We start from the raw sequence: 22,139 nt of genomic DNA, 5'->3' as shown, positions 1-22,139 counted from the left end.
CAACACTCTTTGCAAGCCATTGGAAAAATTCCTTTTGTCGTAAGTTTTTCCTCATTTCTTGATGAAACGGCAAAAGAAGCGGATATTATTCTGCCAAACCATATATTTTTGGAACGGCTTGAAGATGTGCCGTCCTGTGCAGGGCTTGCAAAGAGTGTTGTGGGGCTTACAAAACCTGTGGTTGAACCTGTATTTAATACTAAAAATTCCGGGGATGCTATCATTTTAATAGCAAAAGCTCTGGAAGGGAATATCGCCCAAAATTTTGAATGGGAATCCTATGACGAATGCCTTGAAAGTGTGACGTCAGGAATCTGGGACTCTTTATCAGAAGAAGGCTATGCCGTCATATCCGAAGGCGCACCCAAAGGCTCTGCAGCGGTCAATATATCCTTTCTTGCCGATAACCCCGCTACGGTTCAGGCCCAGGGAGATTACGAGCTCACACTGATTCCAATTGACAATATGAGGTTGATCAGTGCAGGAGCGGCCGCATCTCCTTTTGCAGTTAAGACTGTTTCGGATAAAGTTTTAAAAGGCGTGGATATTCTGGTGGAGGTTAATCCTTTGACTGCCAAGGGCTTAAAAGATGGTGGATTTGCAACTTTGACAACACCAATGGGTACCGCCCGTGTTATGGTGAACTTGAACGAAGGCATGATGCCGGGTGCAATTGGAATGGTTGAAGGGCTTGGTCATACCTTTGATAATAAGTATGTGTCAAACAAAGGTGTTAATGTAAATGACCTGATAGGCCCGGTAATTGAATCCGGTTCAGGACTGGATGCTGCCTTTGGAATTAAAGCAAAAATTTCCAAGGCCTGAAATTCCCAACAATTCCCCAAAAAACAAGGATAAATTGCTAAAGAGGTTCTTAATGAAACAAGAAAATAATAAAGCACATAAGTTCGGAATGGTTATTGATCTGGACAAATGCACAGGATGCGGTTCCTGCATGGTTTCGTGCATGTCTGAGAACAATGTTCCGTTTAGGGAGGATGAATCCAATAAAAAGGATAGCATCACCTGGATGCGTGTTTATAAATTAACCAATGGTAAATCCTTTCCTGATACTGAAATCGTATATATGCCAAGGCCCTGCCAGCATTGTGGAGGGGAGGGGGATCATGGGCATTCACCCTGTGTTTCCGTTTGCCCTGCGACTGCGACGGATTATGGCTATGATACAGGAATTGTCAGCCAGATTTATACACGCTGTTTTGGATGCCGATATTGCATGGCGGCATGTCCTTACCATGCAAGGTATTTTAACTGGTGGGATCCCAAATGGCCCGAAGGCATGGAAAATTACCTGAGCCCTAATGTATCTCCGAGAATGAGAGGGGTCGTTGAAAAATGCAGTTTCTGTTACCACCGGTACCAGGCTGCAAGGGATATCGCATACTATGAAGGGCGAGATGATATTGAAGAACATGAATATCAGACTGCCTGTACCACGGCTTGTCCTGCCGGTGCAATTGTATTCGGTGATCTTAATAATCCTGCTCATAAGGTACATCAGATTGTTAAACCTGATCCACACCCGGATCCGAGAAACAAGCATGTTGTGGGAAAATCAAGAAATCCTAAGGTTTTCAGGCTGCTCGAAAGGCTTGGAACCAATCCAAAGGTCTATTATCTTTCCGAGCGGGAGTGGGTGAGAAAGCAAGGGGATAACTATCTGGATGGTGAATGGGATGAAATCAAGAATCATCATGGGTCTTCATCTCATGGTTAAGAAATTCAAAACCTTATTTAGGAGTGAATAAATATGGATTCTGCATTAATACCTGAAGGTGCAAAACGCTGCTCATTTCCAAAGTTTACCATTGGAATTGCCATCGTTAGTGCCGTACTGCTTTGGGGCGTTTATGCCATGTTCCTTTGCTGGTTTAAAGGCCTGAACCAGACCAATATGAATGATTACTACGGGTTTGCCCTCTGGATCTGGGCTGATCTTGCAGTCATCGCTGTTGGTGGTGGCGCATTTTTTACAGGTCTGTTGAAATATATTTTTAAAGTTGACGAACTGAAAAATATTATTAATTTTGCCGTTATCATCGGTTTTATCTGCTATAGTTCAGCGTTGTTAATCCTTGCCATTGATATTGGGCAGCCGCTTAGAGGCTGGTTCATTTTCTGGCATGCCAATGTCCATTCAATGTTGACAGAGGTAGCCTTTTGTCTGTCCTGTTACTTTGCCGTATTGACCATTGAGTTTATCCCAAATATCCTTGAAAACAGACAGGTCAATAAAGTGCCTTTCTTCCATCACCTTGCCCATAACATGCATGGTGTCATGGCAGTCTTTGCTGCAACCGGTGCTTTTCTTTCCTTTTTCCATCAGGGATCTCTTGGTGGTGTTGCGGGTGTTCTGTATGGCCGTCCGTTTGCTGTCAGGGAAGGCTTGTTGATCTGGCCCTGGACTTTTTTCTTGTTTACATGGTCAGCAGCAGCATTTGGCCCGTGTTTTACCCTTCTGGTGACAAAAATTACTGAAACAATTACCGGGAAAAAATTGGTTAGTGATAAGACGGTTCATCTACTGGCTAAAATTTCAGGCTGGATGATTTCAACGTATATCATTGCTAAAATCATTGACACCATCTATTGGGCAATTGTGACTGCCCCCAGTCTTGGATTTACCCTGGGCCATTTTTATACCAATAATAGTTTTTATGGATACTGGATTCTGGTGACTGAAATTATACTATGCGGTGTTGTTCCGGGTTTGATTCTGATTATGAAGTCTACCCGTGAAAATCCAACGCTGCGCCTGATTGCTATCATTCTTGGAACCATTGGTGTTTGTCTGAACAGATGGGTCATGGTACTTCAGATTATGGCGGTTCCGGTAATGAGTTTTGATACCTGGGCCCTTTACATTCCAAGCTGGCAGGAAATTGCAACAACCGTTCTTCCTGTTGCCTATGGAATCATTCTGATTGCTATTACCTATCGTTACCTTCCTGTGTTTCCCCAGGAACAGGAACTTAATTCGATAGACCCTGCTGTCGAAGCAGAATAAACCCCCTTTGAGATAACAAAGGAAATTGTTATAAAGGAGAAAAAATATGTTTCCATTTAGTTTTGAATGGGCGTGGGATATGGGCCATGTGATTTTTTTTGGTGGATTCTGGTACGCTGTTTCCATTCTGGGTGCCGGTCTGACATTCTGTTTTTTAAAGGCAGCCTATGATACCATGAATGATAGTGGAGATTCTCATTAAACACTGAATATTAAAGCAATTGGAGGACAGGTTTCAAATTTTGTTCTCACAATTTTGAATAAAACGCATTCCAGAGGCTTGTCTTAAAGGTCTTGGAATGCGTTTTTATTTTATAAACTATTTGAAACCCGAAAAAATTCAAATCAGGTAAAATTAAAAATCAGGTAAAAAAATGGCACATCTTAAAGGACATATTGAACGCGTCACCTTTTCTAATGAAGAGAGTGCTTTTTGTGTGTGCAAGCTCAAGGTGAAAGATGAAAGAGATTTTGTGACTATTGTGGGGAACATGGTGAACCCAATCCCTGGTGAATTTATTGAAATTAAAGGCAAATGGATCATCCACCCACAATTTGGCAACCAGTTTCAGGTTCAGCAATATAAGACACTTGTTCCTGCCACACTATTCGGTATCCAGAAATACCTGGGGTCAGGCCTGATTAAAGGGATCGGTCCTGTTATGGCCAAACGGATTGTAGAGCGGTTTGGTACTCAATCACTTGATATTATTGAAAAGAATACAAATAGACTTTCCCAGGTTGAGGGCATCGGCAAAAAAAGAATTGAAATGATTCAGCAGGCCTGGGGTAGGCAAAAAGAGGTCAGAGCCGTGATGCTCTTTTTGCAGTCCCATGGGGTCAGTACTGCTTATGCAGCTAAAATTTTTAAAACCTATGGCCAGGATTCCATTCATATTGTAAAAGAAAATCCTTACAGGCTTGCCAGGGATATCTTTGGTATTGGATTTATTATAGCCGACAGCATTGCACAAAAACTTGGCATGGAAAAGGATGCCCCCCAGCGCAGTGAAGCCGGGCTTGAATATGTGCTGTATCAGCTGGCTGATGACGGTCATGTCTGTTATCCCTATCATGAGTTTTGCCGGAAAGTTCAAGAAATGCTGGAAGTAGACAAAGATATTGTTTTAATGGCGATTAAAAATTTTTTTTTGGCCGGCCGGATTGTTATTGAAGATATCAATGAAAATAATCAACAGGTTTTTCTAAAGAAATTCCATGTTTGTGAAATAGGAATTGTCAATAATTTTCAACGGCTTAAAAATTCTCCCAAAAGTATTCGTAAGATTGATTCAAACAAGGCTGTTAAATGGATTAAAGATCAGATTAAGATACGGCTTACCAAAAACCAGGAAGCAGCCGTTAAAAAGTCTTTGGAAGAAAAAATTTTAATTATTACCGGGGGTCCTGGTACCGGTAAAACAACCATTATTAATGCTATTATCAAAATTTTAAAGAAAGCCGGTGCAAAAATTTTACTGGCCGCCCCCACGGGAAGAGCCGCCAAAAAAATGAGCGAAGCCACCTGGGAACAAGCCAGGACTATCCACAGGCTGCTGGATTATTCCATGAAAGGGCCGGGTTTTAAAAAAAATGATAAAAACCCCTTAAAATGTGATGTGCTCATCATTGATGAAGCCTCCATGATTGACACGGTCTTAATGCACCATCTCTTAAAGGCTGTTCCCAAAGAGGCGATCCTTATTCTTGTGGGGGATGTCAATCAATTGCCATCGGTGGGCCCGGGAAATGTATTAAATGATTTGATCATATCCAATACTTTTAGTGTTGTTACACTTGATATTATTTTCCGGCAGGCAAAAAAGAGCTTGATTGTTGTCAATGCGCATAGGATCAATAAGGGGATGTTTCCGGCAGTGGCAAAGGATAAAGGTGATTTTTATTTTGTCCGGAAAGAGGAGCCTGAAGAGGTCTTAAACACCATTATTGATCTGGTGCAAAATAGAATCCCGGATGAATTCGGGTATGATCCGGTAGATGATATCCAGGTATTAACCCCGATGCACAAAGGTATTGTCGGGGCAGGCAACCTCAATCACGAACTGCAGAAAATCCTGAATCCAAACAAGGTGATCGTCCAAAGGGGGAACAGGGAATTTAAAGTATCAGACAAGGTAATGCAGATCCGCAATAATTATGACAAGCATACCTACAATGGCGACATTGGCAGGATCATGGATATTAATTTAATTGATCAAACACTATTGATCAATTTTGATAAAAGAGAAGTTGAGTATGATTTCTCTAATTTTGATGAAATTGTTCATGCCTATGCTGTTTCAGTCCATAAATCTCAAGGATCAGAGTATCCTGTCGTGATCGTACCCGTTGTGGTTCAACACTATATTCTTTTACAAAGAAACCTGATTTATACGGCAGTGACCCGGGGTAAAAAACTCGTTGTCCTTGTGGGGAGCAAAAAGGCTCTTGCCATTGCCATTAGTACGGTTAAATCCTCTAAGCGTTATACCCGGTTATGGCATCGCTTGAAACAATAATGAAATTTTTCAAATAAAAAAATGGGGGCTGTCAATGTTTGAATTGAACAGCCCCCATTTAGCAAAGGTGATTTAAGGTCGTTTTAAATTAATTAATTGTTATCTGTTTGACCTCTTCTTTGGCAGTATCTTTTTTCAGGGTCAATTTAAGAACACCATCCTGGAAATCGGCATTGACCTCATCGATCAGAACATCATCGGAAAGGGTGAATGACCGTTTAAAGCTTCCGTATGATCTTTCTTTTCTGAGATAGCTGTCCTTTTTTTCTTTATTCTCAAACTTTCTTTCACCTTTTATGGTCAGAACCCTGTCTTCAATATTGATGGAAATATTTTCTTTTTTGACACCCGGCAGTTCAATGTTGAGAACCACATCATCTTTCTCGTTCAGGATATCCACTGCAGGATACCAGGATTCATTGGTTTTGGGTTTTGTGTTAAAAAATGAATCATTAAATGCATTTCCCCAGAAAGCCAGTTCGTTAATTGGGTTGTATCTTACAAGTCTCATAATTAATCCTCCGTTTAGGTTATGTTGTATTCGTTATTTTACTTCCGTTTGAAACAAAATTAATCATGAAATAAACTGAGTCAAGTAAAATAATAAAATTTTATTCATATATTACTAAAAGGAATTAATATTGAAAAGTAATGCGATCTTTATTTTTTTCTTCCAGCTATGATCCAGGCAATAGCCCAGACAAGAAAGACGGGTATAATTCCAAAGGAGATAAAAGAAATAATGTTTTCATTCCAGGGCTTGATATAAAGAGCTAAGACTATAGGATAAACCAGGGTAAGTACGATACCGAACCGGATTTTTGCAGAAAGTTTTTTCCGCTGTTTTGACGAAGAAGTCTTTTTTACAGGTTCTCCCTTAAACAGTCTTGGTAAAATCAAGATACAGGCAATCAGCAGCACTAAAACAAGAATTTCACTTATTCCGGTCAAGACTTACTCCCTTAATAATCCGGCAATGATTTAAATGGTAGTTATATTTCAAACATTGCCTATTTTGTCAATAAAACACTTTTTCTTTTTTGATATTGGATTTTATAAAAAGGCATGATATTTTCATCTATCATGTTTAATAATATTTCCATACTTGCAGGGTCTAAAGCTATTGATATCATCAGGGATGAGGGATTGGATCCGTCCCGGGTAAAAGTCCTTGCCGGTGCTTCCGGTTCTGCTAAATTTCTAGTATTAACCGGAATTGACAGGGTATTGATGTCTTTATTCAAAGAAAGGACAGATCCTCTTTATCTTATTGGTACCTCAATCGGTGCGTTTCGAATGGCTGCCTTTTGCCGGAAAGATCCGCTTGCGGCAATAGAGGCACTTGAAAGAGAATATATTGCCCAGCAGTATAACCTGAGACCCACAAAGGAAGATATCACCCGGGAATCACTAAGAATCCTGGATGCCTATATTGATGATAAAGAAATTAAAGCCATGCTCTATCATCCTTTTATGAAGATCAGCTTTTTATCCAACAAATGCAAGGGCCTTCTTAAAAAAGAACATTTTATGCTCCAGTGGCTTGGTATCGGGCTTGCAGCAGGTGTCAATCTGTTGAGCCGGGACAAGCTTGGTTATTTTTTTGAAAGAGCACTTTTCTGTGGTCCGGGTAAAACACCGCCTTTTGCTTCCATGAATCAATTCCCCATGAACATCTATGATCTGACACCATCCAATTTTAAATCCGCTTTATTATCTTCAGGATCAATTCCAATAGTAATGGAGGGTATTTCATCTATTGAAGGTGCACCCGGTGTTTTCCGGGATGGCGGAATCCTTGATTATCACCTGGATATACCCTTTTTACCCGATGAAGACGCTTTTGTTTTATACCCCCATTTTTATGAAAAGATCACACCCGGATGGTTTGATAAAACTTTAAACCGCAACCCCTGCAGCAAACACATGGAAAATGTGGTGCTGGTTGCGCCGTCAGATACGTTTGTGAAAAGTCTTCCCTTTGCAAAAATACCCGATAGAAAAGATTTTAATACATTCAAAGGAAATGATAAGGAACGTATGGCCTATTGGAGAGTTGTTGTTGAAAAAAACAAGCAATTGGGGGATGAATTCTTTGAAGCTGTACAATCCGGAAAAATAAGACAGATTGTAAAGCCCTTGTAAAATTGGAGAGCCTGTAACAGTTAAGAATTGGATTATCCTTGATTGATCAGAAATCATATGCCAGGGATCAAACATAGATTTGATCCCTTTTCTCTATTTATATCTCAAAAAAATTTATGAAATATCTGGGTTAAAGAATATCCGCATAAATCCGGGGTAATCCGGCCTGTTTGATTTTCATGGCAGTATGATGATAATTGTATGTTACAAATCTTGGTTCAACCGTGCTCTTTTGAATATCCCAGATAACATAGGTGGCTTCATGGACTCCGTGTCTTGGCTGGCCCACACTGCCGGCATTGATGATGTATCGTTTGTCATCTAACAGAGAAATCCTTTGGGTGAATTCTTTTTTTCTAAGGCCCTTATTATCAAATTCATAGATTTTCAGCAGATGCGTATGCCCGACAAAGACAATGCGTGCATGAATCTTTTTGGCGCGTTTGATCAGCTGGGCATCAGATAGTTTAAAGATATAGCCATCAATTAAATTTGAAGAGATGCCGTGGAGAAATAAGGCCCCATGCGATACCAGGCTTGAATCCAATGAAGAAATGTATTGTATCGAACTGCCTGATAATTTTTTGCGGTTGATATCTAGGGCCGTGATGGCATTTAGATTAAATGACCTTTTATAACTGTCGTTGAGGATGGCGAATTCGTGATTGCCGCGTATTGATGTAACAAAATGAGATTTCAGTTTCAAAAGAACGTCTTCAGGATCAGGGCCATACCCGATATTATCACCCAGTGAAACAATTTTTTGTATTGATTGTCCGGATATGTCTTTCAATACAGATGTTAATGCTTCAAAGTTGCTGTGAATGTCGGAAATAACTGCCAGTTTGTCCATAAGCGCCCCCAATATATTGGTTATACGGTTTTCATTTAATACTATAGCAAATTTAAAAGCATTTGAAAAATTCGGGTTAAGTGCCATGGATTGCCCTGCCTGGTTGAAAAAGCGTTTTTCCTTCAAATTCCTGTAATGGATTTTTTTGATATCTTTCAGAATTTCGATTCCTGAATATTCTGCACAAGGATAACGATCATTGAGTGTAGTTTACGTTAATTTGGACTTGGAATGGCAAGAAAAAAAAATCCATTCAAAACTAATATTTTTTCTTCTGCGAAATCGTATCTTTGAAACACCTTGTGTTCAGTCCACTTGATCCGGGAACCGTAAGGCAGTGGTTGGGAAAATATAGTGAACCAGAAGAAATGATATTTTAGGAGTAAAACCCAATTTTTATTTTATTCTTAGCAAAGAACATCTTGAACTTTGGCATGATGATCCTGCCAATGGATGAGTATTGAAAAAAACAAAAAGACCCTGAACGGAATTCTGCTCAGGGTCTTTTATTTTCAAGTCACCGAGATGATTTTTTTAAAGCAAATAAAACGGTTAACTATTGCACAGTTACATTCGCTGCTGCTGGACCTTTCTGTCCTTGTTCAATATCAAATGAAACACGATCCCCTTCATTCAGGGATTTAAAACCTGCTGCATTGATAGCTGAATGATGTACAAATACATCGTTTCCACTTTCTTGTTCAATGAATCCAAAACCTTTTGAGTCGTTAAACCATTTTACGATACCATTAGCCATATTGGCAATCTCCTAAAATAAAAAATAAAAAAATATAAGTTTCTAACTTTGGGGGTAATGCCACTTTTATTGTTGGGGTAAATACACCTTAGGAAGGAAACCTATGTGCTTACAACATAGCACAATTTAATAAGTATATAAAAATATTAATTTAAAGTCAAGAATTATTTTTTATACAGGGGAATCAGACATTTACCTGATTTTAGGATCATTTCTTGCTCGGTTGAATAAATTGAGTCATGAGTTTTAGCACCTTTTCAGGCTGATCAGTGTGCGGAGAGTGCCTGCAGTCATCAAGCAGACAAGTTTCAACATGTTTTACACGGTTTTTAATGGATTCAATCTGTTTTTGGGTTCCATATTGATCGTCTTTTCCCTGGATGGCGAGCATGGGAACTTGGATTCTGCTTAAATATTTTTCAATATTCCAGTTCATGAACTTCGGATTTAGCCAAACATCATTCCAGCCCCAAAAGGCATTATCCGTATTTGAGCCATGATATTGTTCAAGCCCTTGTCTTAAACCATGGTGTTCATAATTTATTTTTGCCTGTTGGATGCAGTCCACGGTGATTTGTTCGCAAAACACGTGGGCAGCTTGTGTTATCAAGCCTTTTAATCCTTTCAATTCCCGGGCATATTGACTTCCGGCAAATATAATTCCAATGGAAAAGCCGTCTGAATGACCGACCAGGATGTATTCTTTTATTTGAGCTTTTTTAATGATTTCAGACAGTATTCTTAACGCTTCTCTATGCATAAAATTGATTTTCCATGGGAGAGGGCAGGGATCTGAATTACCATAACCGAACCTTGAAAAGATCAAGGCCGGGCAACCTGTATTTCGGGATACCTTTTCCGGGAAATCTTTCCACATCCTGGTACAGCCAAGACCTTCATGCATAAAGATCAGTGTAGGGTGATCCTTTTGCTCCTTTTGATGCCATTGCAGCTCAATTTTTTTGGAATCCAGTGTTAAAAAATCAATCAAAATTAATATGCTTTCATTAATGTGTCATAGGCATTTTGAATTTCAAGAAATTTTTCATTGGCAAGATCAGAAAATTCTTCACCCAAATGGGATAATTTATCCGGGTGATATTTTTTAATGGCTTCCTTATAAGCTGTCTGAATTTCTTTTTTAGAGGCATTGGGACCAATACCAAGAATTTCATGGGGAGTTTTTGGAATATGGCTGGAGGATGTTTTCTTTTGATTGGCCTGGCCGGTATTAGGCCTGGTATTAGTGTTTGAGGTAAAATTTGTTGTTTTTTGGTTAAAGGGCTGTTTGAAAGCTCCCTTTTTTTTAAAAAAGAAATTGGGCAGTTTTCCATACCGGATCAGATAAACAATAGTGGCAATAACCACACCATCATCAATCCAGCCCACAAAGGGCAATAGTAGATCCGGAATAATATCTATGGGGCTGATCAGATATGCCAGTCCAAATATGATTAAGACTATTTTGAGATAAAGACTCAACTGCTTAGTCCTTGTTTAGTACATCTATCATGGTATAGAGTTTTTGGGAATTGTCAGGTTGGCCAAGTTTTTCCTTAAGAAAAAGAACGGCATCAAAGGTGCCGTTGACATAAATATCCCTGCCATTGATATTGTGTTTGAATTCAAATAAGGCTGACCCGTCAGATGCCTTTAAGGTATAGGTATGCCATCCATGACCGGTCAAATATTTTTTGGGTATTTTCCAGACCTTTTCCTGTATTTCAGGGTCTCTTATCATCTGAATGTCGTTAGCATCAAAATCTGATCCCAGCTTATTAAAGTAAGTCACCATTGCCTTGGCAGTACCTGAAGTGTCTGCCTTCCCGTTTTGATGGCTCTCCTTCACTTCAAGGGTATACCCCTTAAAAAGACCCGGGAATGTGTTTGCTGCATATTCCATCATTGCCTGGAATCCGACAATCTGTTTGGCCATATTCGGTGCAATAACAGCCGGTGTTGAAGAATTTTTCACAACTTGTTCAAGTTGTTCCCTGTCACCCCCTGTGGTTCCCATGACAAACGGGATATGATTTTGAGTATAAAACAGGGCATTAGAATTCACAGCAGCCGGATGCGTATAGTCGATTGCGATAAAAGAGGAGAATTGAGTTTTAATCGTATCGATTTTATCATCCCTTGTGTCGGGTCTTACCAGTTCAAATATTGTCTGGTCAATGGTGATGGTTTTTTCTTCAATTTCCTGACCGGTAAGGGAAACGGGGACCACATTAAATCTGTCATCATTGATGGCAAACCCGGTCATTTTTTTTGCAACGTTTCCAGGCAGGCCGTTGATCATGATGTTTATTTTTGCCATTTTTAATAACTCCTTATAGGCTTTGAACAAGTTTTGACAGCTTTGGAATTTTATCTGTATTTAAATCAGCGATGATTTTTTTTAAAGATTTTACCGCATCAGGGATATACTGCTCAAACCCCTTTTTCTTTTTGATCCGGCTTAAAAAGCTGAAGGCCCCGAGAATTTGTAAATTCCGGGTCAAACAGCAGTATTGATAAGATTCTAAAAAGTTTTGTGTTTCTATTTTATTCAATTTTAATTTTATCATAGTGTATTGCAAAAGATCGTTTCTTATTTGATCTTTAAGAATAACATAAGGGTCTATCAATAAAGATGCAAGATCATATTGTAACGGGCCCAATCTTGCCGATTGAAAGTCAATAAAATAAATTAGGCTGTTGTATATCATAATATTTCTTGACTGCATGTCACGGTGCATTAAGCCAATTAATCCGTGTTTCAGAGCATGATCTGCAATATATTCGAATTCATTTATAAAATTATGAAAGGTGACATCCAGTTTTAAATAGTTTTGAATGAATGCCTCCATGAAATACCGGCATTCTTTTTCAATAATTAATTGTTTTGAATAGGTTTCGGTCTGACAGGTCCATTCTTTCTTAAAGCCCATAAGGCCTTTGGTTGAAAAATCTATAAGAAGGTCAATCACGTTTTTATAGATCTTTAGGGTGAAGGCATCAGTATTTTTTTCTTTAATCTGTGTCTCAAGATGAACATCTCCCAGATCATCGAGAATGACCATTCCTGAAAGAGTGTCATAATCAATAATACGGGGTAAAGGAAGGCCCTTTGAAAAGAGATGGTTCCCAATATAAATAAAAGCGTTGAGTTGCAAAAACGGCTCACTTTCGGGCATGCAGATACCATGGTCTGAAATAATAAAAGATCCGGTTTTATAGGTCGCCCTGTACCAGTGTCGCTCTGATCCATCTCCGGCAAGTTTTTCAACTTGAATATTTCTGATTTGCTCCTGTTTGATCTGAAATTGAGATGCAGCCAATTCAAGAAGTGATGTTTTTGAATAAGACTCTTTTGTACCCATATCCGACCAAAAGATATTTTTTGCTACAAATGCGTTTACCTGTTTTTTTTTGCAAAGGCTTTGATAGACCTCTATGCTTGAAAATATTCTTTTATCGGGAAAATGATCATAAATTTGAGGAGACAAAACCTGGATACCGGTAAATGCAAGTCCGTTTTTTTTTGAATTAAAATTTTGGATATATCCCCGGGTATCAATTTTCACCTTATTGAATTTATCATGATCATGGAGAACAAGGGTTGCAAGGCAATTTGATTTTTTATGAAACTCGTAAACTTTTTTAAGATTAATATTAAAAATAATATCAGAATTAATAACAAAAAAAGGACTATCCTTCATAAAAGGCTTTACATTGGCAATAGCACCGCCGGTATCTAAAATAACAGGCTCATATATTGTCTGAATATCAGCATTATATTTTTTCTGCTCGATAAAAGCTTTTATTTGTACATGCAAATGATGGGTATTGATCAGGATTTGATTACACCCATTTTCAACAAGTTTATCAATGACATGTTCTATCACAGGTTTAGACAACAGTGTAAATAAGGGCTTTGGAATTTTTTCAGTATAGGGTAATAAACGGGTACCGAATCCTGCTGCAAGAATGAGTGCTTTCATGTTGTCAGGTTGTGAGCAGAAGAATTAATCGTTCAAGAATGTTTTTATAGTATTCAATTTGTATATGATCTTCAGATCCACTAACACCATTTTTGGTAAAATAGTTGGCAGCATTTTTATAATTGACCTGAGATAAGGATTCTTTAAAGGTAATGATTTTCCCTTTATAAAGCTTTGTTCCGATTGAATGGATTTTTTTGACCCTGTCTTTTCCTTCATGTTTCCCGGCTTCATATTTCTCAAAGTAAACAAGAGCAGTTTTATAGGATTCAAAAAAGGGTTGTAAAAAAGCGGCAAACCATTTGAGTTTTTTTAACCCTTTGGAAGTAATGCGAAACATGTCAGATTCAGGTGAATCAGGTACGAGTATTCCGTCATTTATAAACCCTTTAAGGCAAAAGGAGATATCTTCTTCATAGGTGGTCTCCTCATCAAAGGAAAATTCATCTGTAAATATTTTTTCTAAGAATTTATATCTGACCACAAGGTCTGAAGAAAAAAATTGAAATCTGTCGGTTTCAAGTATGGCCACAGCCGTGTATGCAAACGGGATAAAAACGGAGGTAATTGAATTTTTATAGTAATCCAGGATGGCACGCTTGTTATCTTTGACAAAAAAAACAGTGTGGTCGGTAATATCGGTATCGTCCTCATCAGCGAGTTCGATAAAGTTTCTTGAAATAAAATTATTAATTACAGCGTTTAAAGTTGAATCAGGATCAATCAAAAGTGTATCGGAAAGTTCTGCATTCATGAAGGTCAGCATGTTCATGTAGGTGTTCACCCTGGCAATCATTTGCTTTTTTGCAAAGGTATTTTTTGAACAATTTAAGACAGCACTGGCTATAATACCATGGGGGGTGATCACAGCACTGGTATTAATTGAGTGGAGCAGCTTATATCCAAAATTTTTTACAAATTGTATATATTCTTCGCTGGACGCCTTGGAAATATCAATGTTTTTCTTCTGAATATAATCTTTAATGGAAAGGGGCTCATCAAACCTCATATATACTTTGCCGTATTTTTTCTTTAGAAATTTTCGGGCATGAATCAGCCCCTTTAATGTCTCAGGCTTTTTCTTGCCGCCTTCAATCTCCTTGAGATATGCATCTTCCTCAAGGACCCGATCGTAACCGATAAATATAGGGACAAAATAAAGATCGTTACAGGCCCCGTTATTATAGGCATTAATCAGCATGGCAAGACCACCCGGTTTTGGAGCTAAAAGCTTTCCTGTCCTGCTTCTCCCCCCTTCGATAAAAATTTTTATATTAAAACCTTCATAGAGAAGTTTTTCCAGGTATGCTGCAAAAATTTTTGAATAAAGCGGGGCACCTCTAAATGTACGCCTGATAAAAAAAGCACCGCCTCGCCTGAACAAAGGGCCTAAAGGCCAGAACGACAAGTTTTTACCCGCAGCAATATGGGGACATGGCATATTGTTTCTAAACATGACATAGGGCAGCAGGAGATAGTCCAAATGGCTTTTATGGCAGGGGACAAGTATGAGAGGTGCTTTGGTTGATTTTTCTCTCATTCGATTGATTTCTTCCTGATTAAGCACCAGGTCATCAAAGATATTCTTAAACGCCCAGGTTAGGATTCTCTCTATTATATTGATGATCTGCAGATTGTAATTGGCGGCAATCTCCTTGATATAACCGGCAGCTTTCTTATGGGTCTTGCTTAAAGTAAGATTGTTTTCCGAGGCATATTCAGCCAGATATTCACGTAAAGATTTTCGGGTTAAAATATCTTCGGTCATTTCCTGTCTTGATTTTAATACAGGGCCGGTAATACTTTTTCGCTGCCGGTTTAATATATCAACCAGGTGCTTTCTTAATCTGTGGGTTTGAAATTCCGAATCAAGCTGTTCAATCTCAGGTATGGCAAGAAACTCATTCAGATTAACAGGGTCTGCAAGTTCAACCCTGATTTTTTCAGGGCGTCTCAATATAGTTAAAAGGCGTTTTATTTTCCCTGGTTTTTCGTGGGTTCCAAAAAGAATATCAGCTATACTCAAATCCTTTCTCATTGGCTTAGTAACATAAATAATATCTTCAGGAATAATCATGACGGATTTGTCAATGCTCTTTTGAAGCTCTATCAAAAGAAAGAGGGGATCAGGGGTTGATTTAATAAATCGTTGATAGAAATCGTCTTCTTCAATCAGGCAGACAAACCCGGATCTGCCGTTCAATAACTCGTTTGTAGTATAACCTGTTGTATATGCATCTTTAAAATAAAAATGATGGAAAAAGTAATCCATATGACAAAGAAAAAATTGAAACAGCCGTTTTACCGGCATGAGAAAAAAGAACCTGAAATCAAACCCTATCTGGGGATAAGGCAGATCAAGGCTTTTAAGTTTGGTATGAAAATATAAAAAATCTAAAACTCTTTTATTTTTACTGGCATAAACAATAATACTGTCCTTATCAATCTTCTTTATTTTTTCTATATTGTGATCATCGAAATTTAGCCTGGTGATCAATCGTTTAATCAGTTTTTTGATAAAATATCCTGAATTGCCGGGATAAAAGCATAAATAATAATCATAGGTGTTATCCAGTATGCAGACAATTATACTGCGAAGCTTAAGCCGAAATCTTACAACAACGCCTTTAAGCTTTTGAAATAATTCCATTAATTCTTCCTTTAAAGGATTTTCCAGTAAATGATTTATCTGGTATTAACTATCAAAGGTTAGTAGGAATGGCAATCTTAAAATAGCCTTGATAAAATCAAAGGTGTATGTTATTTTTTTCATCCTATATTGACAATTTCCAAATTTGTTTAATTGTAAAAGAATAATGTGTTATTTGAATCAAATTTTTAGGAGGATCTCGTTATGAAAACGTTAATCGGTGGAGCTATTGCAGTTCTTCTGGGTGTGGTGGGTTTGGCTGTCTGGTTTAATCAGTTTTTAATACTTTTAGCCGGGTGCATACCACCTGTTCTTCTCTTGGGCGGTGGCCTTGCACTTTATCTTGGGTTTGATGAACTCAAAGATTCCTGGAAAAAAGATGAGGGCGTTGATGCACCTGCACCTGCGGATGACAAAGCCAAAATTGCAGAACTTGAAAAAGAACTGGATGATCTGAAAAAAGAAAAATAAAGAATTATTATAGTATTTTAAAAAAGACCTGTTTTACAGCAGGTCTTTTTTAATTGCAGAAGTAGCAAGAAAATCCGCCACTTCGTTCTCTTTAATACCTGAATGCCCCTTTACTTTAATAAAAGCCAAATCGCTAAATTTGCCCATTAATGCTTTAATTTCAACCACAAGCTTTTGGTTTTTTTTGGGTTTCCAGTTCTTTGTCAAAAGGCCGATAGAATAACTTGAGTCTGAAAAAATACGAACCGGCAAGTCAACCCGTTTTAATTCTTCCAAGGCCACTTTTATTGCCGTAAGTTCTGCAATGTTATTGGTGGCCATGCCAATATACTTTGATATCTTTTTTTTGTTTTCTTCATAGATAAAAAGAATACCGATTCCTGATGGGCCCGGATTACCGGATGAAGCCCCATCAGTATATATTTTAATGCAATTATCCGGCAGTGATGTTTTAATACCGGGCTTTTTCGATGACTTACCTGATTTTTTTTCTGGCTTTTTTCTGGCAGGAACAGCCTGGTCTTCAGGGTTTAAACTCTCTGGTTTGACTCTATATTCATAGTCTTGTTTTAAATTGTATTTTATCAATACCCTTTTTTTTTCAAGCAGAAGGTTCCCATTAGCGTCTGTTGCCACCCAAACCTTGTTGCCCTTAAAACTCATCCTTTTCCAGGAGTTGGCCTGATGCTGATCATTCATATAAATGATATTTCCTTGATATGGATTTAAACGTCGCAAGCTCTTGGGACCATTGATCTGATAAAAGAGTTAAATCTTCCAAATTTGTCAACTTTTTGCGAAGTGATTTACTTCCAAGGATCAAATCGATGGGCATTCTTTCATATTCATATTCATACGGGGGGGGGGTAAAATTAAATTCATCCCTGTGATGTTTGATGATCAACTGCATCAATAGCAAAGAGGATAAATAAGGCTTAAATTCATCCATTGAAGTGATGTGAATTTGAAAGCCTTTACAAACATTGCCCTGCCATTTCCCCGATGTCGGTTCAAAATTGACCGGACGAAGACAGGCGCCTTTGATCATTTCATCTGCCTCAGCTTTAATTTTTATCGTGTATAGAAAAGGAGCTCCGAATTGTTCAAAGGGCAAAGCAGTGCCGCGTCCTTCAGATATGTTCGTACCTTCAAAAATAACCTGTCCGGGGTAGACCATGCAGGATTGCGGTGTTGGCAGATTCGGGGAAGGGGCTATCCATGGAAGTCGTGTGTCCTGCCAGACCATTTGTCTTTTCCAGCCGGTCATTGGGATGATGGTCAGGTCACATCCAATATGAAACTCCTGATTAAAAAATTGTAAAATTTCTCCAATGGTCAAGCCATGCCGCATGGGGATAGGAAACCGTCCTACAAAGGATGCAAACTCTTTTGAAAGAATGTTACCTTCAACCTGTGTTCCGCCGATGGGGTTGGGACGGTCAAGAATAACGACCTGTTTATCAAGCTTTGCTGCCACTTCCAGGCAGTAAGATACCGTATAAATAAATGTATACACCCTTGTTCCGACATCCTGAATATCAACCAGTAAAACATCTATTTGATCAAACATTTCTTTTGTGGGGATTCTTGTATCATTGTATAGGCTGTTCACAGGGATGTTTAATTCAGGTTCCAGAAAATGACCCGATTCAATCATATTGTCTTGCTTTTCAGCATAAAAACCATGTTGTGGAGAAAACAATGCTTTTAATTGTCCCGGAAAAAATTCATGAATGAGTCTTGATGCATGATTGAAATGATGGTCAACCGATGCTGGATTGGATAGCAGACCCAGCCGCTTTCCCATCAGGTATTCAGGCGGGTCTGTTATCAGGTTCTCAAGTCCGATTGTCACTTTATATTTCATACAAATCCTTATTCATATTATTTGTTCACACTCCTAATTATCATAACCATTGACAAAATTTCAAATCCTAACTAAATATTATTCTTTTCATCATTAGGAGAAATCAGGGCATGAAATTTAAAATCAGTGAACAGATAGCGACAATTAAACCCTATGAAGCCGGTAAACCCCTCAAAGAGGTCCAAAGAGAGTATCAAATTTCTAATGTGATCAAGCTTGCTTCCAACGAAAATCCAATTGGCTTTTCCCCAAAGGTTTATGATGCAGTTGCAAAAAACATGAAGGACATGAACCGGTATCCTGAATCCTCTAATTATTTGCTGTGCAATAAACTTGCCCAAAAATTTCATGTTGTACCAGGCAATATTGTCATAGGGAACGGATCTGATGATATTATCGCACTGTTGGCCCATGGTTTTTTAAATCCCGGGGATGAGGCATTAATGCCGTCGCCGTCCTTTTTAATGTATGAAATCAGTGTTAAAACAGCTAAAGGTATACCTGTTATGGTTCCCTTATCTGATTTTTCAACAAATCTTAAAGGCCTTGCTGAGAAAATATCATCTAAAACCAGATTAATTTTTATTACCAATCCGTTTAATCCCACCGGCAGCACGATTACCTATGATGAATTTGATGAATTTGCAAACAAAGTACCAGAGGATGTCATTATTATTGTAGATGAGGCATATATTGAATTCGTCAGAAATGATGCGGTTTATAATTCCTTAAAAAATCCTTTACAGGACCCAAGGATTGTGACCCTGAGAACATTTTCCAAAGCTTATGGACTGGCTGGGTTCAGAGTAGGGTATGGAATAATGAATTCTGAAATTGCCCAGATTTTAAACAGGATCAGACAGCCGTTTAATGTGAACACTCTTGCCCAGGCCGCGGCTTTTGCTGCATTGGACGATGAACAATTTTTAAATAAGAGTATCCAAGCCATTCATGACGGTCTTGATTTTTTATCTGCTGAACTTGGGAGGATAGGGCTTTGTTGTCTGTCGACCCAATCCAATTTTCTGATGATAGACCTTAAAACAGATGCAACACAGGTATTTAAAGAAATGCTGAAACTGGGTGTTATTGTAAGATCAATGAAATCATATGGATTTAATACATTTTTGCGGGTAAATACTGGTACACCAGAGGAAAATATTACTTTTATTCAGGCCATTAAAAAAGTTTTAAAAAAATAAGGACTACAAATGAGAACAAGAATCATTACCATTGACGGTCCTGCAGGTGCAGGCAAATCCACTGTAAGCAAGTTGCTCTCAAAAGAACTTAACTGTGTTTATGTGGATACCGGTGCCCTGTACAGGGGAGTTGCCTTTGAAATCAAACGGCAGGATATTGACTGGAAAAATGATGCAGTGCTTGAAAATTTTTTAAGAGATATTGATCTGAATTTTGTAATGGAAAAAGATTCACTGATATTAATGTCATCCGGTCAGGATATTACAAACTTTATCCGGATACCTGAGATTTCAATGCTGGCTTCATCTTCTTCTGCAAAGCCGCGGGTTCGGGCGGCCCTTCTCGATATTCAAAGAAATATCGCCAAAACAAAGGATGCGGTTTTCGAGGGTAGGGATATGGGAACTATAGTTTTTCCGGATGCCACAGTAAAATTTTTTCTTTTTGCTGACTTAGGTGTTCGGGCGAAAAGACGATTTGATGAAATGCCGGATGAGTCAAAGGATATCAACAGGGTTCAAAAGGAGATGGAGTTAAGGGATGGTAACGATTCTCAAAGAAAATCAGCCCCTCTCAAGCCTGCAGCTGATGCCATCCAAATTGATTCCTCTTTTATGACCATCGAACAAGTGATTGATAAAATGCTGAAGATTATTGAAAAAGCTTGAAAATTTTTTACTGGATTTATAAGAGTATAATTGCTTTAAAGTGCCGGCTCATTTGAGAATAAATAGTTTATAAGCACTGCTATGAAAATTATTACAAATATTTCCTATACTAGTACATTTTTTTCTCAAAATAGCACCTTTTTTTCTCAATTGAGTTAAGTGAATAAGATTCAATGATTAATTACTATTTATATTATTACCATAACATGCATCGTTGTAGCTCTATCAGAAATATACAGGATTTTGCTATTGGTCATGGCGCGAATATTGCTCTCTTTTAGTGTGAAATTATTTTAGTTTTTATTTTGAGATTGATCTATAGTTGTATCTATATTTGATTTTGTCAGAGTTTGATTTATGAAACAGAAAAAGATGCTCGATTATAAAAAATGTGTTGCTATCGTCTTTTCCATCACCCTGATATGTGCTGTTGTTTACTCTGTTAGCAGATATCGGCTAAAGAATGTCAATGGACTGAATGGAAAACCAAGCTATTCCATTTCAAGACAAATCCAATACAGTTTTACCATTACCAACAAAACAGCAAATCCCGTTAAGAATGCCGAATTTATAACCTATGGCCCTGTAAAAAAGACTCCGATCCAATGGTGTGAAAAGATTAAGGCTTCCCATGAGTACAATCTTGTCACGGATAAATTTGCAAATCAGGTATTGATCTTTAAATTTGATGTTATTCCGCCCCATGGCACCAAAATCATAACTATAACAGCAGATTTAAAATTATCTAAAACCCCGAACAAAGTTAAAGCTAACAATATTGATCTATTTCTTGTTCCCCAGAAGTATGTTGAATCAAACCATGATGACATCCGTAAAACTGCTCTGGGTTTCAAATCAGAGCGTCCGATTCAAACCGCAGAGAAATTATTTAAATGGGTATCAACCCACCTGGTCTACACAGGATATGCCGGCAATGAACGGGGAGCACTGTTTGCCATGAAAAACAAACAGGGTGACTGCACAGAATATATGCACCTGTATGCTGCCATGTGTCGTGCGAGTCAAATTCCAGCCCGGTGTATGGCTGGTTATATTGTTACAAAAAATAGTATTTTAAAGCCTGGTGGATTTCACAACTGGGCACAGATATATCTTGGAGACACATGGGAAACCATTGATCCTCAGAATAAAGTATTTTTAAAAAATCCTTCCCATTATATTGCCATGCAGGTGATTGCAGGAAATCAGTTAAATCCAATGGGAGATCATCATCGATTTAGAATAAACGGTTCAGGCCTGAAAGTCAGGATGAATGGGTAAACAGGAGCAGACAGACTATGGTAAAAATGCTTGATTTGTTTTTGATTATGAAATGGCAAAAGTTAATTTTGAGTTTTATTCCAAAATTTTTCTCAACAAATTCTATAAAAGCATATCAAATAATTTTGGTGATATCATTACTGTTTTTCTTTAATATAACTACCATTTTATATGCTGAAACAACATCCGGAATTCTTACAGAAGATGAAACCTGGTCCGGGACTATTAATGTCACCGGTGATATCACCGTGCCCAATGGGATAACGCTCACCATAGAACCGGGGACACAAATCATTTTTCCAGCCGGTTCCGATGATACAGCCGGCGGCCAGAATTCCAATCTGTCTGAGCTTTTAATCAATGGCTCCCTGATTGCTGCAGGTACTGATGTGAACCCTATTATTTTCAGCTCAGATGCTGCAACCAAGAGTAAAAGCGACTGGGGAGGAATTCAAACTACCTGGAACATAGGATTTAAAACCTTTAATTTAGAGTATTGCGAGATTGAATATGCATCTCATGGAGTTATCTGGAAAATTAATGAGGGGATGCATTCAGTCGGCATATCTAACAGCAAGGTAAATCACACCTCAGGCAACGGCATATATATTTATGGGGAAGCCGGATCAAAAATATCCCTTGATATCAATAATACAGATATAACAGATAACAACGGCCGGGGAATATATTGCAATATAACCGGTTCCTCAA

22 protein-coding genes are annotated in these 22,139 nt (G+C 38.2%); 11 read left to right on the top strand and 11 right to left on the bottom strand.

Translation table 11 applies throughout. From position 1 onward, the window contains the following. The 5 genes from K8S13_RS19690 to K8S13_RS19670 all read left to right on the top strand — a co-directional run. Positions 1 to 825: molybdopterin dinucleotide binding domain-containing protein (locus K8S13_RS19690; RefSeq protein WP_291465262.1), on the top strand; the 825-nt coding region annotated here is incomplete at its 5' end. A 52-nt stretch (positions 826 to 877) separates the two neighbouring features. Beyond that, complete coding sequence (gene qrcC / locus K8S13_RS19685) at positions 878 to 1,738, top strand: menaquinone reductase iron-sulfur cluster-binding subunit QrcC (protein ID WP_291465261.1); 861 nt, start codon at positions 878 to 880, stop codon at positions 1,736 to 1,738. 33 nt (positions 1,739 to 1,771) lie between these two features. Beyond that, on the top strand, positions 1,772 to 3,028 hold the full coding sequence (gene qrcD / locus K8S13_RS19680; protein WP_291465257.1) for a menaquinone reductase integral membrane subunit QrcD: 1,257 nt from the start codon (positions 1,772 to 1,774) through the stop codon (positions 3,026 to 3,028). A 46-nt stretch (positions 3,029 to 3,074) separates the two neighbouring features. Then, on the top strand, positions 3,075 to 3,230 hold the full coding sequence (locus K8S13_RS19675; protein ID WP_291465255.1) for a hypothetical protein: 156 nt from the start codon (positions 3,075 to 3,077) through the stop codon (positions 3,228 to 3,230). Between the two features lie 172 nt (positions 3,231 to 3,402). Then, positions 3,403 to 5,547, top strand: coding sequence for an ATP-dependent RecD-like DNA helicase (locus K8S13_RS19670; RefSeq protein WP_291465253.1), 2,145 nt, complete (start codon positions 3,403 to 3,405; stop codon positions 5,545 to 5,547). Positions 5,548 to 5,635: 88 nt separating this feature from the next. Here the strand turns inward: K8S13_RS19670 and K8S13_RS19665 are convergent, their stop codons facing one another. After that, positions 5,636 to 6,058, bottom strand: coding sequence for an Hsp20/alpha crystallin family protein (locus K8S13_RS19665; RefSeq protein ID WP_291465252.1), 423 nt, complete (start codon positions 6,056 to 6,058; stop codon positions 5,636 to 5,638). Positions 6,059 to 6,207: 149 nt separating this feature from the next. Beyond that, positions 6,208 to 6,498 (bottom strand): hypothetical protein, encoded by a 291-nt coding sequence (locus K8S13_RS19660; protein ID WP_291465250.1) that lies wholly within the window; start codon positions 6,496 to 6,498, stop codon positions 6,208 to 6,210. Between the two features lie 114 nt (positions 6,499 to 6,612). On the opposite strand from K8S13_RS19660, the gene K8S13_RS19655 reads away from it, so the two are divergent. Beyond that, the gene (locus K8S13_RS19655) at positions 6,613 to 7,692 is read left to right on the top strand and encodes a patatin-like phospholipase family protein (RefSeq protein ID WP_291465248.1); all 1,080 of its coding nucleotides are present in this window, start codon (positions 6,613 to 6,615) and stop codon (positions 7,690 to 7,692) included. Positions 7,693 to 7,822: 130 nt separating this feature from the next. Here K8S13_RS19655 and K8S13_RS19650 read toward each other — a convergent pair whose 3' ends face one another. The 7 genes from K8S13_RS19650 to K8S13_RS19620 all read right to left on the bottom strand — a co-directional run bounded on the left by K8S13_RS19650 (position 7,823) and on the right by K8S13_RS19620 (position 15,938). Next, entirely contained in the window at positions 7,823 to 8,545 is a 723-nt protein-coding gene (locus K8S13_RS19650; protein WP_291465246.1) for a metallophosphoesterase family protein, read from the bottom strand. Positions 8,546 to 9,101: 556 nt separating this feature from the next. After that, on the bottom strand, positions 9,102 to 9,302 hold the full coding sequence (locus tag K8S13_RS19645; protein ID WP_291465244.1) for a cold-shock protein: 201 nt from the start codon (positions 9,300 to 9,302) through the stop codon (positions 9,102 to 9,104). Between the two features lie 208 nt (positions 9,303 to 9,510). Then, positions 9,511 to 10,293, bottom strand: a complete 783-nt coding sequence (locus K8S13_RS19640) for an alpha/beta hydrolase (RefSeq protein ID WP_291465242.1) — start codon at positions 10,291 to 10,293, stop codon at positions 9,511 to 9,513. 2 nt (positions 10,294 to 10,295) lie between these two features. Beyond that, positions 10,296 to 10,784: a DnaJ domain-containing protein gene (locus tag K8S13_RS19635; protein ID WP_291465240.1), complete on the bottom strand. Its 489-nt coding sequence runs from the start codon at positions 10,782 to 10,784 to the stop codon at positions 10,296 to 10,298. A 4-nt stretch (positions 10,785 to 10,788) separates the two neighbouring features. Continuing rightward, positions 10,789 to 11,622, bottom strand: coding sequence for a dihydrodipicolinate reductase (dapB, locus tag K8S13_RS19630; protein ID WP_291465237.1), 834 nt, complete (start codon positions 11,620 to 11,622; stop codon positions 10,789 to 10,791). A gap of 13 nt (positions 11,623 to 11,635) precedes the next feature. Then, positions 11,636 to 13,288: a sugar phosphate nucleotidyltransferase gene (locus tag K8S13_RS19625; RefSeq protein WP_291465236.1), complete on the bottom strand. Its 1,653-nt coding sequence runs from the start codon at positions 13,286 to 13,288 to the stop codon at positions 11,636 to 11,638. Positions 13,289 to 13,292: 4 nt separating this feature from the next. Continuing rightward, positions 13,293 to 15,938: a 1-acyl-sn-glycerol-3-phosphate acyltransferase gene (locus K8S13_RS19620; RefSeq protein WP_291465234.1), complete on the bottom strand. Its 2,646-nt coding sequence runs from the start codon at positions 15,936 to 15,938 to the stop codon at positions 13,293 to 13,295. A gap of 204 nt (positions 15,939 to 16,142) precedes the next feature. Here K8S13_RS19620 and K8S13_RS19615 point away from each other — a divergent pair, with 204 nt between their 5' ends. Continuing rightward, the gene (locus K8S13_RS19615) at positions 16,143 to 16,409 is read left to right on the top strand and encodes a hypothetical protein (RefSeq protein ID WP_291465232.1); all 267 of its coding nucleotides are present in this window, start codon (positions 16,143 to 16,145) and stop codon (positions 16,407 to 16,409) included. Positions 16,410 to 16,442: 33 nt separating this feature from the next. Here the strand turns inward: K8S13_RS19615 and K8S13_RS19610 are convergent, their stop codons facing one another. Both K8S13_RS19610 and K8S13_RS19605 read right to left on the bottom strand, forming a co-directional pair. Further along, positions 16,443 to 17,108, bottom strand: a complete 666-nt coding sequence (locus K8S13_RS19610) for a ribonuclease HI (RefSeq protein WP_291465230.1) — start codon at positions 17,106 to 17,108, stop codon at positions 16,443 to 16,445. Then, complete coding sequence (locus tag K8S13_RS19605) at positions 17,101 to 18,276, bottom strand: DUF1343 domain-containing protein (RefSeq protein ID WP_291465228.1); 1,176 nt, start codon at positions 18,274 to 18,276, stop codon at positions 17,101 to 17,103. The genes K8S13_RS19610 and K8S13_RS19605 overlap by 8 nt, the downstream gene beginning before the upstream one ends. A 110-nt stretch (positions 18,277 to 18,386) precedes the next feature. Here K8S13_RS19605 and hisC point away from each other — a divergent pair, with 110 nt between their 5' ends. The 4 genes from hisC to K8S13_RS19585 all read left to right on the top strand — a co-directional run. Beyond that, a complete protein-coding gene (gene hisC / locus K8S13_RS19600) occupies positions 18,387 to 19,478 on the top strand; it encodes a histidinol-phosphate transaminase (protein WP_291465226.1) in 1,092 nt (363 codons plus the stop codon). Positions 19,479 to 19,487: 9 nt separating this feature from the next. Further along, complete coding sequence (cmk, locus tag K8S13_RS19595; RefSeq protein WP_291465224.1) at positions 19,488 to 20,147, top strand: (d)CMP kinase; 660 nt, start codon at positions 19,488 to 19,490, stop codon at positions 20,145 to 20,147. A 357-nt stretch (positions 20,148 to 20,504) separates the two neighbouring features. Then, positions 20,505 to 21,428: a transglutaminase family protein gene (locus K8S13_RS19590; protein WP_291465222.1), complete on the top strand. Its 924-nt coding sequence runs from the start codon at positions 20,505 to 20,507 to the stop codon at positions 21,426 to 21,428. Positions 21,429 to 21,556: 128 nt separating this feature from the next. Then, positions 21,557 to 22,139, top strand: a 583-nt coding sequence (locus K8S13_RS19585) for a hypothetical protein (protein WP_291465220.1), incomplete at its 3' end; no start/stop codon positions are given.

The sequence above is a fragment of the Desulfobacula sp. genome, from assembly GCF_021107415.1.
The sequence above is the reverse complement of the archived record's forward strand: the minus strand, read 5'-3'. Positions and strand labels throughout refer to the sequence as shown.

Excerpts from the sequence above, each read along its gene's own strand:
- K8S13_RS19655 (WP_291465248.1), top strand. The coding sequence starts at position 6,613 with ATGATATTTTCATCTATCATGTTTAATAATATTTCCATACTTGCAGGG.
- K8S13_RS19665 (WP_291465252.1), bottom strand. The coding sequence starts at position 6,058 with ATGAGACTTGTAAGATACAACCCAATTAACGAACTGGCTTTCTGGGGA.
- dapB (WP_291465237.1), bottom strand. The coding sequence starts at position 11,622 with ATGGCAAAAATAAACATCATGATCAACGGCCTGCCTGGAAACGTTGCA.
- K8S13_RS19590 (WP_291465222.1), top strand. The coding sequence starts at position 20,505 with ATGAAACAGAAAAAGATGCTCGATTATAAAAAATGTGTTGCTATCGTC.
- K8S13_RS19650 (WP_291465246.1), bottom strand. The coding sequence starts at position 8,545 with ATGGACAAACTGGCAGTTATTTCCGACATTCACAGCAACTTTGAAGCA.
- K8S13_RS19670 (WP_291465253.1), top strand. The coding sequence starts at position 3,403 with ATGGCACATCTTAAAGGACATATTGAACGCGTCACCTTTTCTAATGAA.
- K8S13_RS19615 (WP_291465232.1), top strand. The coding sequence starts at position 16,143 with ATGAAAACGTTAATCGGTGGAGCTATTGCAGTTCTTCTGGGTGTGGTG.
- qrcD (WP_291465257.1), top strand. The coding sequence starts at position 1,772 with ATGGATTCTGCATTAATACCTGAAGGTGCAAAACGCTGCTCATTTCCA.
- K8S13_RS19620 (WP_291465234.1), bottom strand. The coding sequence starts at position 15,938 with ATGGAATTATTTCAAAAGCTTAAAGGCGTTGTTGTAAGATTTCGGCTT.
- qrcC (WP_291465261.1), top strand. The coding sequence starts at position 878 with ATGAAACAAGAAAATAATAAAGCACATAAGTTCGGAATGGTTATTGAT.
- K8S13_RS19605 (WP_291465228.1), bottom strand. The coding sequence starts at position 18,276 with ATGAAATATAAAGTGACAATCGGACTTGAGAACCTGATAACAGACCCG.
- K8S13_RS19625 (WP_291465236.1), bottom strand. The coding sequence starts at position 13,288 with ATGAAAGCACTCATTCTTGCAGCAGGATTCGGTACCCGTTTATTACCC.
- K8S13_RS19610 (WP_291465230.1), bottom strand. The coding sequence starts at position 17,108 with ATGAATGATCAGCATCAGGCCAACTCCTGGAAAAGGATGAGTTTTAAG.
- K8S13_RS19645 (WP_291465244.1), bottom strand. The coding sequence starts at position 9,302 with ATGGCTAATGGTATCGTAAAATGGTTTAACGACTCAAAAGGTTTTGGA.
- hisC (WP_291465226.1), top strand. The coding sequence starts at position 18,387 with ATGAAATTTAAAATCAGTGAACAGATAGCGACAATTAAACCCTATGAA.
- cmk (WP_291465224.1), top strand. The coding sequence starts at position 19,488 with ATGAGAACAAGAATCATTACCATTGACGGTCCTGCAGGTGCAGGCAAA.
- K8S13_RS19675 (WP_291465255.1), top strand. The coding sequence starts at position 3,075 with ATGTTTCCATTTAGTTTTGAATGGGCGTGGGATATGGGCCATGTGATT.